The 15954-nt window shown below is 36.9% G+C and carries 17 protein-coding genes; all 17 read right to left on the reverse strand.

The window, feature by feature from the left end:
• Positions 1 to 2: 2 nt before the first annotated feature.
• On the reverse strand, positions 3 to 272 hold the full coding sequence (rpsO, locus tag MUA90_RS08540) for a 30S ribosomal protein S15 (protein WP_105992943.1): 270 nt from the start codon (positions 270 to 272) through the stop codon (positions 3 to 5).
• Between the two features lie 117 nt (positions 273 to 389).
• Positions 390 to 1364, reverse strand: coding sequence for a bifunctional riboflavin kinase/FAD synthetase (locus tag MUA90_RS08545; RefSeq protein ID WP_105992944.1), 975 nt, complete (start codon positions 1362 to 1364; stop codon positions 390 to 392).
• Between the two features lie 16 nt (positions 1365 to 1380).
• Positions 1381 to 2295, reverse strand: a complete 915-nt coding sequence (truB, locus tag MUA90_RS08550) for a tRNA pseudouridine(55) synthase TruB (RefSeq protein WP_262586306.1) — start codon at positions 2293 to 2295, stop codon at positions 1381 to 1383.
• A gap of 115 nt (positions 2296 to 2410) precedes the next feature.
• Positions 2411 to 2983 carry a PepSY domain-containing protein gene (locus MUA90_RS08555; protein ID WP_262586307.1) on the reverse strand — a complete coding sequence of 191 codons (573 nt, stop codon included), beginning with the start codon at positions 2981 to 2983 and terminating at the stop codon, positions 2411 to 2413.
• Positions 2961 to 4337, reverse strand: a complete 1377-nt coding sequence (locus MUA90_RS08560; protein ID WP_262586308.1) for a sensor histidine kinase — start codon at positions 4335 to 4337, stop codon at positions 2961 to 2963. Before MUA90_RS08560 ends, MUA90_RS08555 begins: the two co-directional genes overlap by 23 nt.
• Positions 4334 to 5017, reverse strand: coding sequence for a response regulator transcription factor (locus MUA90_RS08565; protein ID WP_262586310.1), 684 nt, complete (start codon positions 5015 to 5017; stop codon positions 4334 to 4336). Before MUA90_RS08565 ends, MUA90_RS08560 begins: the two co-directional genes overlap by 4 nt.
• A 13-nt stretch (positions 5018 to 5030) precedes the next feature.
• A complete protein-coding gene (locus MUA90_RS08570) occupies positions 5031 to 6410 on the reverse strand; it encodes an SLC13 family permease (protein WP_262586313.1) in 1380 nt (459 codons plus the stop codon).
• Positions 6407 to 7618: a glycerate kinase family protein gene (locus MUA90_RS08575; protein ID WP_262586314.1), complete on the reverse strand. Its 1212-nt coding sequence runs from the start codon at positions 7616 to 7618 to the stop codon at positions 6407 to 6409. Before MUA90_RS08575 ends, MUA90_RS08570 begins: the two co-directional genes overlap by 4 nt.
• 142 nt (positions 7619 to 7760) lie before the next feature.
• Entirely contained in the window at positions 7761 to 8108 is a 348-nt protein-coding gene (gene rbfA, locus MUA90_RS08580; protein ID WP_105992951.1) for a 30S ribosome-binding factor RbfA, read from the reverse strand.
• Positions 8109 to 8729: 621 nt separating this feature from the next.
• On the reverse strand, positions 8730 to 9890 hold the full coding sequence (locus MUA90_RS08585; protein ID WP_316959787.1) for an MFS transporter: 1161 nt from the start codon (positions 9888 to 9890) through the stop codon (positions 8730 to 8732).
• A 2-nt stretch (positions 9891 to 9892) separates the two neighbouring features.
• Positions 9893 to 10651: a glycerophosphodiester phosphodiesterase family protein gene (locus MUA90_RS08590; protein WP_105992953.1), complete on the reverse strand. Its 759-nt coding sequence runs from the start codon at positions 10649 to 10651 to the stop codon at positions 9893 to 9895.
• A 305-nt stretch (positions 10652 to 10956) separates the two neighbouring features.
• Entirely contained in the window at positions 10957 to 11334 is a 378-nt protein-coding gene (locus MUA90_RS08595) for a VOC family protein (RefSeq protein WP_114603476.1), read from the reverse strand.
• A gap of 99 nt (positions 11335 to 11433) precedes the next feature.
• Positions 11434 to 13557 (reverse strand): translation initiation factor IF-2, encoded by a 2124-nt coding sequence (gene infB, locus MUA90_RS08600; protein WP_262586317.1) that lies wholly within the window; start codon positions 13555 to 13557, stop codon positions 11434 to 11436.
• Between the two features lie 16 nt (positions 13558 to 13573).
• Positions 13574 to 13879: a YlxQ family RNA-binding protein gene (locus MUA90_RS08605; RefSeq protein ID WP_105992956.1), complete on the reverse strand. Its 306-nt coding sequence runs from the start codon at positions 13877 to 13879 to the stop codon at positions 13574 to 13576.
• Complete coding sequence (gene rnpM / locus MUA90_RS08610; RefSeq protein WP_105992957.1) at positions 13876 to 14160, reverse strand: RNase P modulator RnpM; 285 nt, start codon at positions 14158 to 14160, stop codon at positions 13876 to 13878. Before rnpM ends, MUA90_RS08605 begins: the two co-directional genes overlap by 4 nt.
• Before the next feature lie 18 nt (positions 14161 to 14178).
• On the reverse strand, positions 14179 to 15408 hold the full coding sequence (gene nusA / locus MUA90_RS08615) for a transcription termination factor NusA (protein ID WP_114603479.1): 1230 nt from the start codon (positions 15406 to 15408) through the stop codon (positions 14179 to 14181).
• Between the two features lie 21 nt (positions 15409 to 15429).
• Positions 15430 to 15897, reverse strand: coding sequence for a ribosome maturation factor RimP (gene rimP / locus MUA90_RS08620; RefSeq protein WP_262586318.1), 468 nt, complete (start codon positions 15895 to 15897; stop codon positions 15430 to 15432).
• Positions 15898 to 15954 lie beyond the last annotated feature (57 nt).

Here is a 15954-nt window from a genome sequence, read left to right on the forward strand (position 1 = left end):
GATTAACGACGGATACCTAATGATTTGATTAATTCACGGTAACGTTGAATATCTTTTTTACGTAAGTAGTTTAATAAGTGTCTGCGACGACCTACCATTTTTAATAAACCACGACGAGAGTGGTGGTCTTTTTTGTGTGTACGCAAGTGATCATTTAAAGCATTGATTTCTGCAGTTAATACTGCGATTTGTACTTCTGGTGATCCAGTATCAGTTTCGTGTACACGGTATTGTTTGATTAATTCGTCTTTACGTTCTTGTGAAATTGCCATAGTCAATTTCCTCCTTTTAATTTGTAGTCTCCCCAGTCTGAGCCAGGCGTCGGAGTCTCGACCTGCCAAGAGTGAGGACTTTATATCATTTTGATTGCTTGAAGCAATCATTCCGACTTAGATATTATAAGATACTTCATCTCCGAAATCAACTGCTAATAGATATTTTGCTTGTTCTTTATCTTTATTCATCTGTTCAACAAGCGGATCAATCCCATCGAATTTGATTTCAGGTCTTAAGTAATGGTGCCAAAAGACAACCACACGTTCACCATAAATATCTTCGTCAAAATCAAAGATATTCACTTCGATGACAATATGTGATTTCTTAGGGTCATGGAATGTCGGTTTGACACCCACATTGCATACGCCTCTGTATATACGGTGTTCAGCGCCGATTTCCAAGCTGACCGCATATACACCTTTTTTCGGCAGTACATAGTCATCGCTCGGTTCAATATTCGCTGTTGGGAAACCGATAGTTCTGCCGCGTTTCTCACCTTGAACGACTGTTCCTTTAATGCGGTAGCGATAACCTAATTCGTCATTTGCTTTTTGTAAATTGCCTTCTTTTAATGCTTTTCTAATTTCAGTTGTTGATATTTTCTCAGAGAACATTTCTTGTTTACTCACAATCGTTGTATTAAAGTTTGCCTTATATTCTTGGAGTACAGACATATTGCCTTTGCCGTGTTTGCCGAAAGTGAAATCAAAGCCGGCAATGACTTCTTTGACATGATTTGCGACTAGATAGTTATTCACAAACTCTTCAATCGAAACATCCGCAAATTTTGATGTGAAATTGACAATAATTACATAATCGATATCATAGGATTCTAAAATATCGATTTTATCTGTTAAAGGTGTTAAATAATCTGTTCTCTTTTGTTTAGGATTCAACACCACTGAAGGATGCGGATCAAAAGTCATGACTGCTTTTTTCAAATTATTTTTTTGTGCAATGTCATTTAAAGCATGAAAGACTTGTGCATGACCTTTATGCAAGCCGTCAAAAAATCCCAATGCCATAGCAACGTCTTCTTGTATATATTGCTCAGGTTGTATCGGATGTGTAACTTCAATTACTTTCATTTTTCGCGATGCTCCTTTAATTAAATACCTTTTTCGGTTTGATTTCATTTGGTTTTTCAGCATGCGGTATATAGAGGGCAAGTGCCTTGTTGGTTTCACTGTCTTCCATGACCGTAACTGAATCAATCACTTCAGAAAATTCATTTTTATAGAATTTCTGTCCATTTAAGATACGTTGTTTGATTGATGGGTCGTCAATTTGAATATGAGGCAACCCTTTCAAACCATATTCTATCGGAAATAGCTTTTCCTGTAACGCGTCTTGCTTATATAATGCATCAATCTCATCCAAAGTTAAACTATCTTCAATAGAAAATCCGCCGCTTTCAATACGTGTCAATTGCGACATATGCGCTGGATAACCTAAGCTTGCTCCGATATCTGTCGCAAGTGTTCTGATGTAAGTCCCTTTTCCGCAGCGGATCAATAAGTCAAAAGTACATATCCCTTGTTCATAATGTACTTTTGAATTTCGTTCGATTTCATAAATATGAACCTTTCGTTTCGGTCGTTCAACTGTTTCATTATTTCTCGCATACTCATAGAGTTTTCGTCCATTCACCTTCACTGATGAATACATCGGCGGAATCTGTTCGATTTCACCTTTAAATTCCGCAATCGCTTGATCAATTCGTTCCTCTGTCAAATCTTCTGTCACTGTTTTTTGTTCTAATACATCGCCGGTTTGATCTTCTGTTGTAGTACTGAATCCTATCGTCACTGTAGCTTGATAGGCTTTGCCCATCTCCATGATATAATCGCTGACTTTTGTTGCGCCTCCGACACATATCGGCAATACTCCATTCACTTCTGGATCCAGCGTACCCGTGTGTCCCACTTTTCTCGTATGTAAAATTTTACGTAATTTAAAGACCACATCATGGCTGGTTAAACCGCGTTCCTTAAATACAGGTAAAATACCTTCCATCAACAACACCTCATCTCTGTTTCATACCTCATCTATTTTACATGAAATCCGTTCTGAATTATAGACCGAGAAAAATGCGATAAATGAAAGTACATTACTCTCACTTATCGCATTTATATTAATCCATATCATCATCGTTATCCTCTATTTCAAACCACGAAACTGAAACGACACTTTTATTGAGTGCATTAATCTTAACTATTGCACCTTCATCATCATCTACCACTTGCTGAACCACATATAATGGCGGCTTAATATCATTCTCTAAATTTATATAAATGAATTGCCCCGGCACTTCTCTTTGTGCAATGGCCTTTGCTTCATTTTCGCTAATGTAAGGCGGTGAATCAGATGACTTGCGCGAGGTTTCTTTTTTATCAGGTTTAGACTTTGATTTGGATTCTTTTTTTATTTTCTCTGTATGCACATTTTTAATTATGCCGTTTTTCCTATCTACCTCTAAGTCGTAATGCAAACCTTCATCCAGCAGTTTAATCTTATATGCGGTTTTATCTCGATTCAAACTCGATGACAATATTTTGCCATCATAACGTTCATCCGCAATTCTCTCTGCTTCTTGTTTTGTAATATCAGTTTGTCCCGACTTGAAATAAATAATGGCACCTAAAATCACGATTAATAAACAGATAATCACAATCAAAAGTATTTTAATCATCTTTTTGATTATCAATTGGTGTCACCTTTTTCATTTTCAAAATAAACGTTGTTCCAACATCCAACTCACTTTCAACTTCAATCTCAATAGCATTACGTTTGGCTAACTCATAGGCAATATATAAACCTAAACCGGAACCGCCTGATTCTCTGGCTCTGGCTTTATCTACACGATAAAACTTAGTGAAAATCTGTTCTAAATCCGCTTGTGGTATTCCAATGCCTTTGTCTTTAATTTGGACATGAATTTCATCTGACTGCGTTTTTGCTGTTATCTCTACTTCTTCTTGACTATACTTAATCGCATTATCTAAAAAGATAGTAATGAGTTGTTTGAATTGGTCCTCATTCACAAAAGCATATGCTTGGTTATCCGATGTAAAAGTAATTTCACGTTGATAAGCTTTAGATAAACGTAAAGCTTTTTGTTCCAGCACAGCATTGATATCGACTGCTGTTCGTTCAGAAGGATGGCTGTTGCGTTCTACTTTTGCTAAATCCAGCATTTGTTCAGTTAAATATTTCATGCGCTGTGCTTCACTGCTGATGGCTTCTATACTTTCATTTAAAATATCTTCTCTTGTCTTGCCGAACCGCTTCAGCATTTTACTATAAGAATTAATAACTGTTATCGGTGTTTTCAATTCATGAGAAGCATTCAAAATAAAGGTTTGCTGCTTTTCATCATGTTCGCGCAAGTTTTTCATCATTTCATTATAAGTCTTAGTCAGCTCTTGCAATTCTTTCGTGTCTTTTTTATTAATATCCATAATCACATAATGATTCGTATCAATCGTCTTTTTCATCTTTTCGATCAACTGATTAATCGGCTGTAAAATAATTTGTGTCAATAAGCGATTAAGCAAGAACACAATTAATAAGATAAATAAAGTCGACAGTGTCAATATAATCTTCAAAATATCGTATTTGCTGTATTTGAAATCGATATTCTCAAAGATCTGCAGATTGCTGACCTCGCCATCTTTCCAAATCACAGGGATACTCACCACTACAAAGTGATGTCCTCTTTTTTCAACAGCTTTCTTATATTGCTTGTTTTTATAAGGTTCACTTAAGTCTTTGTATTTGGTATTAGAAGTGACTTGGAATTTATTTTCATTGTCTTGTCCGACAATTGCGATATAACCATCCGTTAGTATCAAACTTTGCAAGACACTTTCTTTATCAGTGTTGTTCTCTTTTGCTTTTCGCAACTCTTTCATCGTACTGACTGCTTTATCTTCAAGCTGGTCTGTTTCAGCGTTTAAAGAAGTCGTCCGATAAATGAAATAAATTGTGAAATTCGTAATAATTACCACAATCGCAATCATTAAAGTGATATAAATTTGGAGTTGTGTGCCTAACTTCATGACTCATCTCTCATCATATAACCGACACCCCTGACACTGGAAATAATAGAAGTATCCGTTGTATCTAATTTCTTTCTGAGATATCTGACATAGACATCGACAATATCCGTATCTCCAATAAAGTCATAGCCCCAAACATATTCAAGTATTTGTGCACGCTCTAAGGCGATGTTCTTATTACTCATAAAGTAATACAACAGATTGTATTCTTTTTGTGTCAGCTCAACCAATGTCTGGTTTAAATAGACTTCTCGTGATTGCGGATGCAGCTCAATGTTTCTGAATTTTAAAGTTTCATCAGGTTCTGGCTGATTTAGTTGCTGCTGCTTCAGATGTGCTCTGATTCGTGCTAATAATTCCTCAATTTCAAAAGGCTTTGTAATATAATCATTCGCACCAGAGTCTAATCCGCTCACCTTGTCCATTACCGCATCTCTCGCTGTAAGCATTATAATAACAACGTGTGCATCTTCATTTCTGATACGTCTCAGCACTTCTAGTCCATTCAATTCAGGAATCATAACATCAAGCAGCACAGCATCAATTTCATGCTCATGATAAAGCTTTAATGCCTCTTTGCCTGTATAAGCAATATGCACGTCATACCCTTCATAAGTGAGTTCTAATTCAATGACACGTGCAATCTTTTCATCATCTTCAACAATCAATACGGTCTCCACTCTTTATTCACTCCTACTTCAGCGCAAGTCCAACATGCTGCCAAAAGACATAATACATTACAATCATCGCAATCATGTACAATGGCATCAACCACATGCTTAAATGCATCAGCTGTTTAATTGTAAATGGCTTCTCTTTATTTTCATAAAACAATAGTAAAGCTTTGGAACTGACAGGAAATGTTAAGCAATAGTTCATACCGATTAATGCCATAAATACAACTGCAGTCAGGTTCAACCCGAACATTTTACCGAATACAATCAATAACGGAATGAACACAACTGCACGTGAAGTATGGCTCGTAATATATAAATGAGATGTTACTGAAATTACTACAATCAATACTAACGGCACAAAAGTATTTGTCAGTTCTAAATGATGCATCACTTTAAATAAATTATGCTGAATAACATCCAGCACTTTATATTTCGCTAAAAGATTACCAAGTGCTGTAGCACCTGCCACAAAGAATATCAAACTCCATGATACTCTGTTGAATGCTTCTCGCCATCCGATCAAATCGATTTTAGGAAGCATCATAATCAAACTCATCAATATAGTAATAAATGCAATATCGAACTGGTGCACAGGTTCAGTAATCCAAAGCAGAACAGTTAAACCAATCAATACCAGCGCTTTTTTCTCCTTAGTCGAAAAAGGATGCTTTTCATGCACTGGTTCAATTATTTTTTCTGTTACTTCTGCTTCAATCGGCTGCATATAAATCTTTTTTATCATAAGCAGACTGATAATGCCAATCACAATACCAAAAGGCAAGCCCCAAATTAAAAATTGCAAATAAGTAATAGACTCGTCAGCTTGATTTTCTAATAAACCGATACCGATCAAATGACTTCCTGCACCAATTAAAGATAAATTCGTTCCCATTAAAACTAAAATCGGCATTAATAAGCCAAGGTATCGTCGATTGGCACTAAAGCGATTCGTAAAAGCCTGATAGACCGGCAATAGTGCAGCGGCACGTCCAGAAGTTGACGGAATAATCAAAGATAAAATCTGAATGAATAAAAAGACAAAAACATTCAATCTTTTTTCAGATGTACATTTGACTTCTATCCATCGGATTAAACGATCCAGCAAACCGCTTGTTTCTACGACACCGCCGATAATAAACGCACCAATCATCAGCCAAATCACATGCTCTTCTAACGATTCATATAAAATCGATTCAGGCAGTCCAAGCAATACTCCTAAACATACTACCAGCATGGCTGATAAGCCAGCCGGCATTTTGCTGAAGATAAAAAGTCCTAAAGATAAAATAAATAATGCTACACTCAATTGTCCGAGATAAGACATATTGGTTTCTAAAAAGAGCCAAATTGTAAAAATAAGATAAAGCAGTGTAGCGATTAATTTTGAATAACTCATTGCTGCATCACGAAATGATGACTTGTTGTAATACTTGGACTTTGTTCATGTTGCGCTTGGTTTATCCTTGCACCGATTTGAATAGATTTGAAGATATTGCGTGCACACTCCTCAAGCCATTGTTCTGCGTATTCAATTGATACATCTAATGATGAAGGTGCTTTGATAATGCTGTGGAATGCATCAATGCCGCTTTGATAATTGAATTCTGCTTGTTTGCCGATTGTACCCGCTAAAGCAATCACTGGTTTATCATATTTTTCCGCAATGCGTGCTACTTCTGCTGGAATTTTACCATTTGGTGTTTGATAATCTAAACACCCTTCAGCAGTAATGATTAAGTCAGCTTGTGCAATCACAGGTTCAATATGCAAGTATTGCTGAATCAAATCAAAACGCGGGTGCAGCGTCGCATGCGCAAATGCCATCAAACCTGCACCTAATCCCCCTGATGCACCTGAACCATTTTTATAAGCAACTTTCTGTCCTGTTGTCTGTTTGATGCGTTCTGCTAAAAGCTCTAAATTGTTCGCTAAGTGTTCTACTTCGTCTGGACTCGCACCTTTTTGCGGACCGAATACTCTCGCTACACCTTTTGGTCCGCATAAAATATTAGACCAATTCACTGCCACGTCTATTTGTGTTTCTAGAACACGCGGATCTACTTGTGAGACATCAATTTGATCAATATGATGAATTGCACCGCCGCCATGAACATGAATATTTCGGCCTTGTTTATCTTTAAAACGCACACCGATAGCTTGTGCCATGCCAACGCCGCCGTCTGATGTACCAGAATCACCGCAGCCGATTAAGATACGTTCTGCGCCGTGGTCAAGTGCGTGAAGCATTGCTTCTCCTACACCGTAAGTAGAAGTGTGAAGCGGATTTCTTTGGTGCACAGGCACATGTCTTAATCCTGCGATGGCTGCCATTTCTATTACCGCTACCTTTTGTTTATTCTCATAAAACATTCCATAATGTGTTTTACGTTTTTGACCTAATGGATCTTGTACATGGATAGTATATAATTGTCCATTTTTAATTTGAGTGATGGTTTGTGCGAAACCTTCTCCGCCATCTACCATTGGAATCACCTTTACATTCAGACTCTCATCTGCCGAATGCAAACCATTTTTAATTGCTTTTCCTACCTCTGCTGAGCTTAAACTTTCTTTAAAGCCTGAGGGAATTACTGCTATTTTCATAAATTCAGCCTCCTTGAAATACGATTAACATTTATATTAAGGAGGTTAAATTTGTAAAGAATTAGAGAATTATTAGAATTTGATTAAAAAACAGCCGGACATTTAATTATGTGCCCGGCTGTTTCATTCATCCCTCATCAACTTAGTCGTTTTTATGAAGGTCTTGTATCATTTTTTCGATTTTATTTCCGTATTCAATAGAATGATCATATTCAAAGAATAATTCAGGAACCATTCTTAAACGTATTCTTGAACCTAATTCGGATTTAATAAAGCCTTTTGCTTTTTCTAAAGCTTTGAAAGTATCATCTACTTCTTTTTCTTTGCCTAGAACAGTTAAGTAGACTTTTGCTTGAGATAAATCATTTGTAACTTGTACGTCAGTGATCGTTAAAAATCCGATTCTCGGGTCTTTAACTTTCGTGTTAATGATATCCATTAACTCTTGTTTCATTTGTTCACCAACGCGTTCAGCTCTCATTTTACTCATGTGTATTTCACCTCTTTATTTGAACAATGAACGATTCAGTTCAATCCAAGATTATAAACTAAAATCGCCCCTTTGACAAAGGTTTTCCCTTTATATCGAATGATTAATCTCTTTCTCCTCCACTCATAATGTAAATAAACAGTTAAGCATGTTAATTTTGCGTAAACGTAATAGTGTTCATTTCAAAATAAAGTTAACGTTTCATTTACATTGCGAAATTGTCTTAACAAAATTTTAGTGATAAACTTCTCAAATCATTATAACTAAAGCGTTTTTTTCTTCATCTAAGTTTTCTAACACGACAAACTCGAATGCCGAAGTGTCAATAAAAGCGCTTTATTGGAGTGAAAAGTTCATTTCATTTTTAAAATTCATTTCAAAAATTAACGTCTAATGAAACGAAAAGGATTCCTCTTTGTTTCATCAAATTAATGATTAAAGAGGAATCTTTTCAATTACATTGTTTAATTTATGATTGTGCTGCTTTCGAACGTTCTTTTCGTTTTTCTTTATTCATCAAAATCACTAAAATCAACGCTGCTAAACTACCTGCAGCTGATACTGCAATACCGATTTTAAAAATCATTTGATAAGCTTCAAATTCATGGCCTTTAAATTCATCTAACAGCTGCCCATCATCGTATACACCCAGAAGATCGGCGCATAAGCCATAAATGATCCGACACTCATTGCGGAACCTGAATATTTCTCAGGAAGCTTGAATTCAGAAATCGGCGCCAAAATAACACTTTTAGACAAGAAAGTTGTTAATGAGAAAGTAAATAATAAAATCATGCTGAGGACTAATCCTGTTTTAAAGAAGACCACTATTAACAACACGATAGATGACAAGAATAATGCCACAAAGATCATTTTAGTCGTAGATTTAAAGACATAGTCAGAAATCACACCTGCGATTACACCCGCTAATACCCCTACAAAACCAGTATTCAATACGCCGAACACTGCACCGAACACTGCAGTTTGTGCAGTTGAAAGATGATATTGATTTTGTAAGTAAGGTACACTGTATACTAAAATAATGTATCCCCAGTAAATAGACATCGCCGCAATGGCTGCTAACCATACTTTAGGTTGGATTAATACATAGAATAATCCTTTTAAGGCATCTAATGATTTTTCTCCTAAATGCTCATGTTCGATTTTTTCAGCTGAGATACCATTTTTCGGAATGTATTTCCAAATTAAGAATATCATCGGCAAAATCAATAAGTTATACGTAAACATCGCACCTTTAAATACAACTAAGCCGCTGATTAATGCCATGACTGCTACAACAAGCAAGCTCATAACCACTTCTTCTAAACGGTGAATCGCTTCTAACAAACCAAAACCTAAACCGCGGTGCTGTTTATCTGTAAAGAAGATGACACCGTTTAATACTGCCGGCCAGAAGAACGCATCTGTTAAGCCCCAAATGACCGCAATCACTTTTAATGTTTCAAATCCAGGCGCAAATAAAATAATATACGTCATTGTCACAAATCGAATCAATAAACCTGTGATTAGAATCGAACGAATTGAAAAACGGTTGTTGATCCATCCGCCAGGAATGTAGAAAAACATTGAAATCCCGATCAAACTGAATACTGCACCTAATTGTGCATTAGATAAATGCAGCACTTGAAGCAACGTATTATAAAATGAACCTTTGAATGCTTCAAATCCTGAATAAATCAATTGTCCTGCTGTTACAACTGTTAAATAACCGATTAATGCTTTATTATCTTTCATTCCTAATTTATTAAGTAGCCAATGCATGATTATTCCTCACTTTCCATATCTTGTAAATGAACAAGTTTTTGAGGAACATCACTAAAGACACCATCGACACCAAAGTTAAACAATTGGTTGACACGATCAATGTCATTGACAGTATATACATTCAACGTATAGCCTTCTGATTTCACTTGACTGACAAAAGCTGATGTTAAACCTTTGTCTTCAAGATGCAGAATTTTAGTATCCGCAAATGCTAAGACAGTTCGCCAATCTTCGTAAAATGCACACGTTTCATACAATACTGCACGCGGATACTGCGGCAGCTGTTCTTGTACTGCTTTTAACAACGGAAGATTAAAACTAGAGAAAAGAATTTCGATATCAGCGTCGAATTGTGCCATTTTCTCAGGCAACTGACGCATCAAAGCTTCCATTAATTTCGGTCCGTTTTTACCTGTAATCCCTTTTAACTCAATATTGACATTCAACTTTGCTTGGTTAATGAATTGGATAAATTCATCAAACGTCAATACTTTTTCATCTTTGAATCTTGTACCGAACCAATAACCGGCACTTGCTTCTTTGATGCGAGCATAAGGCGTTTCGCTGACCTCTCCTGCAATAGAAGTTGTACGTGCTAAGTAGTCGTCATGGATTAAAATTAATTGCTCATCGGAAGTAATCGCAATATCTACTTCAATCCATTGTAATTCTGGAATCTCTGCCGCTGCTTCATAAGCGGCTAATGTGTTCTCCGGTGCAACACTCGGAACACCTCTGTGTCCAAATATTGTTTTCATAGTTGTTCACCTACTCAAATGTTTAATACATTAATGCTCAATGGCTCAGTATGGTTTCTTTCTTTTCACAATCCGCACCATCAATTGATTAACTTGAGATAATCATATGCGCTCTAAAGGAATTACGCAATCATTTTTATATTTTATCATTTATAATTTACATATAATTAACATTGCAAGTAAGTAAGCGTTTTAAAATTTACATAATTGAAACATTCAAAGGTGTAAGCTATCAAAAAATCCAACCTGATTTCAGTGTTTCACTGTCATCAGATTGGATGGATTGAAATAAATGTCATTAATTTTTATTCAGACATCACGATGATGTTAAAGAAATGGCCATCGATATCTTCGAAAGTGAAACCGTAAAATCCGTTGCGTGTTTTCGGCTGATCGATGACTTTTCCGCCGGCTTTTTGAACTTCTTTTGCCAGTGCGTCTGCTTCTTCATTAGTATCTGTTGATAATGAAATCAAGGCATCATTACCATACGGTACTCGATGGATATATTTTTCAAATTGTTGTGCAGCGACGACCATAATCGGTGAACCTTTATCAGCTTTTATCCCAAACATTATCCCTTCTTGTTCCGGACGTTCCATGATTTCAAAACCGATTGCTTTATAGAAGACTTTGCTTCTTTCTAAGTCGTCACTATGCAAGTTAAACCATAAATTGTTCATAACATTGATAACCTCCCCGCTGATTAATAGGATACTTTACCCTTTTTACACATGAAAAAGCACTCCCTATTGGAAGTGCTTTTCATTAAAGTAACAAGCTTATCTTTCGATTTCAACCATTTCATAAGCTTCAATGATGTCATCTACTTTTAAGTCATTGTATTTTTCAATTGTAATACCGCACTCATAACCTTGTGCAACTTCTTTAACGTCATCTTTGTAACGTTTTAATGTGTCTAATTGACCTTCGAACGTTACGATGCCGTCACGGATAACACGCACACCTGCGTTACGTGTGATTTTACCGTCAGTCACATAACAGCCAGCGATTGTGCCGACTTTAGAAACTTTGAATGTTTGACGTACTTCTGCTTGTCCGATTACTTTCTCTTCGTATTCAGGGTCAAGCATACCTTTCATCGCAGATTCGATTTCTTCAATAACGTTGTAGATGACGCGGTGTAAACGCAAGTCTACGTTTTCTTGTTCAGCTGCACGTTTCGCACCTGCATCTGGTCGAACGTTGAAACCGATGATGATACCGTTAGAAGCATTCGCAAGTGTTACGTCTGATTCGTTAATCGCACCTACTGCTGTGTGGATGATACGAACGTTAACACCTTCTACATCGATTTTCATTAATGAAGCGGCTAATGCTTCTACAGAACCTTGTACGTCACCTTTGATAATAACGTTAAGGTCTTTCATTTCGCCTTGTTTCATTTGTTCGAATAAGCTGTCTAATGTTACGTTTTTGCTTTCTTGACGTTGTTGAAGAATGCTTTCTTCATGACGTGCTTCACCGATACGGCGTGCTTGTTTTTCATCTGAGAATGTAACGAAGCGGTCACCTGCTTGCGGTACATCATTAATACCAGTAATTTCAACTGGTGTAGATGGTCCTGCAGATTTAATACGTTTACCTAAATCATTCACCATTGCACGTACACGGCCAAATGTATTACCCACTACAATCGCATCTCCGACATGTAATGTACCGTTTTGAACTAATAATGATGCCGCTGGTCCGCGTGATTTGTCTAATTCTGCTTCAATCACTGTACCTACTGCACGTTTATCAGGGTTTGCTTTAAGTTCTTGTACTTCAGAAACTAAGACAATCATTTCAAGCAAGTCTTCGATACCGTCGCCGCTTAACGCTGAAAGCGGTACGAAGATTGTGTCGCCGCCCCAATCTTCTGGGAATAAACCGTGTTCAGTCAATTCTTGCATTACACGATCAGGGTTTGCTGTCGGTTTATCGACTTTGTTGACTGCTACGATAATCGGCACATCTGCTTCTTTAGCATGGTTGATTGCTTCAATTGTTTGAGGCATTACACCGTCATCTGCCGCTACAACTAATACAGTGATATCTGTCACTTGCGCACCGCGTGCTCGCATTGTTGTGAACGCTGCGTGTCCTGGTGTATCTAAGAAAGTAATTTTCTTGCCGTCGTTAGTGATTTGATAAGCACCGATATGTTGTGTGATACCGCCTGCTTCGCCTTCAGTCACGTGTGTGTTTCTGATAGAGTCAAGCAATGTTGTTTTACCATGGTCAACGTGTCCCATGATTGTCACAACTGCAGGACGTTCTACTGCATCCGGATCTTCTTCTTCATCATCGAAGTAGATGTCTAAATCTTCTTCATCGATAACAACTTCTTTTTCAACTTCTACACCGTAATCATCAGCGATTAATTCGATTGTTTCATCATCTAATGATTGGTTAATGTTAGCCATGATACCAAGCAAGAATAATTTTTTCACAATGCTTGATGATTCAATATTCATTTTATCTGCTAACTCGCCAACAGTAATACCTTCTAAATAAGTGATTTTTTCAGGTATTTCTTTAACTGGTTCCGGTTTTGGTGCTTGTTTTTGATTATTGCGTTTGTTTTTATTGTTTTTATGATTATTTTTGTTGTTTTGGTTCTTGTTGCCTTTTTTATTATTCTTTTTAGCATTTCCGCTATTATTATTGTTTTTATCTTTACTGTTTTGATGTTTTTTGTGATTATTTTGAGCAGCTTTATTGTCTTGCTTATCTTGAGATGAACCCGGTTTGAACTTTTTGTCCAAGGCTTTGATTTCATTCGGTTCTAACGCTTGCATGTGGTTAGACACCTCAACGTTCATCTTTTTCAATTCATCAATAACATCTTTACTTTTTAATTTTAAATCTTTTGCATACTCGTAAATTCTCTTTTTACTCATATAATCACTCCTTACGTTATTCATCTATCATTGATAATAGCTTTTTGGCAAAACCGTTATCCATTATAGCTATATTCACGCGAGAAGATTTGCCAAGTGCTTGGCCTAATTCTTCTCTAGTACCGAATATACGCAACGGAACGTGGTAACTTTCGCATTTTTGGCTGATATCTTTAGTTGTTCTGTCAGAAGCATCTTCAGACAAAATCACTAAAGGTACTTTTTTCTTCTTAATTTCTGCTAAGATGACTGATTCACCTGATTTGACTTTACCAGCCCGCATTGCCAATCCTAAAAAATTCAAGATGTTGCTCTTATTCATTTTGGAATCTCTTCTCTATAGATGAGACGTATGATTTCTTTATAGACAGGCGCTAAAGTTTCAGCATCAGCTTTAAAGAACTTTTCTAAAACGCCCTTTTGCTGAGCCTTTTCCACTAATGCGACATCTTTAGAAACATAAGCACCGCGGCCTGGTTTCTTGCCTGTCGCATCGGCAGAAATCTCTCCCTCTTTATTAATTACCACACGAATCATATCATTTTTCGGACGCATTTCATTTGAAAGTATACACTTTCTCATTGGAATCTTCTTTTTCTTCATAAAGGCATTCACTCCAAATTATTCTTCTACGTCTTTTTTATCGTCTTGTTCTTCTGTTTCAGCTTCTTCTGAGTTGTCTTCTTGTACTACAACTTCATCTTCTTCTGAAACTTCAGGTACTTCTTCTACTTGCGCTACTACAACTTCTTCAGAAAGATCTTCTTGTGCAGCATCTTCTGTTTCGTCTTGTTCCGGTACTGGATAAATACCAGCCTCTCGTGCATCTGTTTCAGATTTGATATCAATTTTCCAACCAGTAAGTTTTGCGGCTAAACGTGCGTTTTGACCGCGTTTACCGATTGCTAATGATAATTGATAGTCCGGCACAACAACAGTTGTGGATTGATTGTCTTCGTCTACGATAACTTCAAGTACTTGTGATGGGCTTAACGCATTTTTAACAAATACTTTAGGATTTTCATCCCATTGTACGATGTCGATTTTTTCTCCGCCTAATTCTTCAACGATAGCTTCAACACGTACACCTTTTGCACCTACACATGCACCTACTGCATCGATATCATCATTTTCTGAGTACACACTGATTTTTGAACGGTCTCCCGCTTCGCGTGCTACTGATTTAATCACTACCACACCATCATAGATTTCCGGAACTTCTTGTTCGAAAAGACGTTTCAGCAATCCAGGATGACTGCGTGATACATAGATTTGAGGACCTTTTGTTGTTTGTTCAACTTTGTTGACATACACTTTGATGCGTTCGTTAGGAATGTAGCTTTCATTCGGACTTCTTTCAGCTTCAGATAATACCGCTTCAGTACGTCCTAAGTTGACATACACATAACGATGGTCGACTCTGTCGATGATACCAGTTACGATGTCTTCTTCTTTATCGATGAATTCATCATAAAGAATTTCTCTTTCAGCATCGCGCAAACGCTGCATAACAGCTTGTTTTGCTGCTTGTGCACCTACACGGCCGAAGTCTTTAGGTGTAACATCTTCTTCATAGATATCGCCGATTTCATATGCAGGGTTTTTCACCAATGCAGTGCTGATATCGACTTCATCGCGATCATCAAAAACTTCTTCTACAACTTCTTTTCTTGCGATGACTTTGAAAGTACCTTCATCCATATTTAATTCTACACGTGCGTTACGTGAAGATTCATAATTCTTTTTATAAGCAGTAATCAATGCAGCTTCAATGGCATCGATTAACACTTCTCTAGGAATTTTCTTTTCTTTTTCTAAATACTCTACTGCTAGTAATAATTCATTTGACACGGTTAAATCCTCCTACTCAGGTTAAATCAAAACTGCATGACGTGCTTTAGCAATTTTATTTCTTGGGATTTCAACTTCCTTTTTCTTTTCTTTCACTTGTACTTGCATAACAATGTGTTCGTCGTCTACAGATTTCAAGACGCCTAACCATTCTTTTTCGCCTTCAATCGGGGCATAAAGTGAAACAAATACAGGTTGATCGACTGCATTGCGAAACGCCTTATCGTCTTTGATAGGACGTTCAGCACCTGGCGACGCTACGTCTAAATAATACATTTGTTCAATCGGATCTGCTTCATCCATCGCTTCGCTGATTTTTTCAGATGCAAGTGTGCAGTCATTCAAATCAACACCGCCCTCTTTATCAATAGAGATGCGAAGGAAGCGATCTTTACCCTCTTTTGCGAATTCAATATCTACAAGTTCAAAATTCAAATCATCTAATACCGGTTGAATAATTTCTTCGATTTGTTCAGTGATTTTACTCATGCTGACCTCCTTTTAAGCAAATAGAAAAGAGCGGGTAAACCCCACTCTTTGTGACTA

Source organism: Staphylococcus sp. IVB6181 (assembly GCF_025561445.1).
GTDB lineage: Bacteria > Bacillota > Bacilli > Staphylococcales > Staphylococcaceae > Staphylococcus > Staphylococcus simulans_B.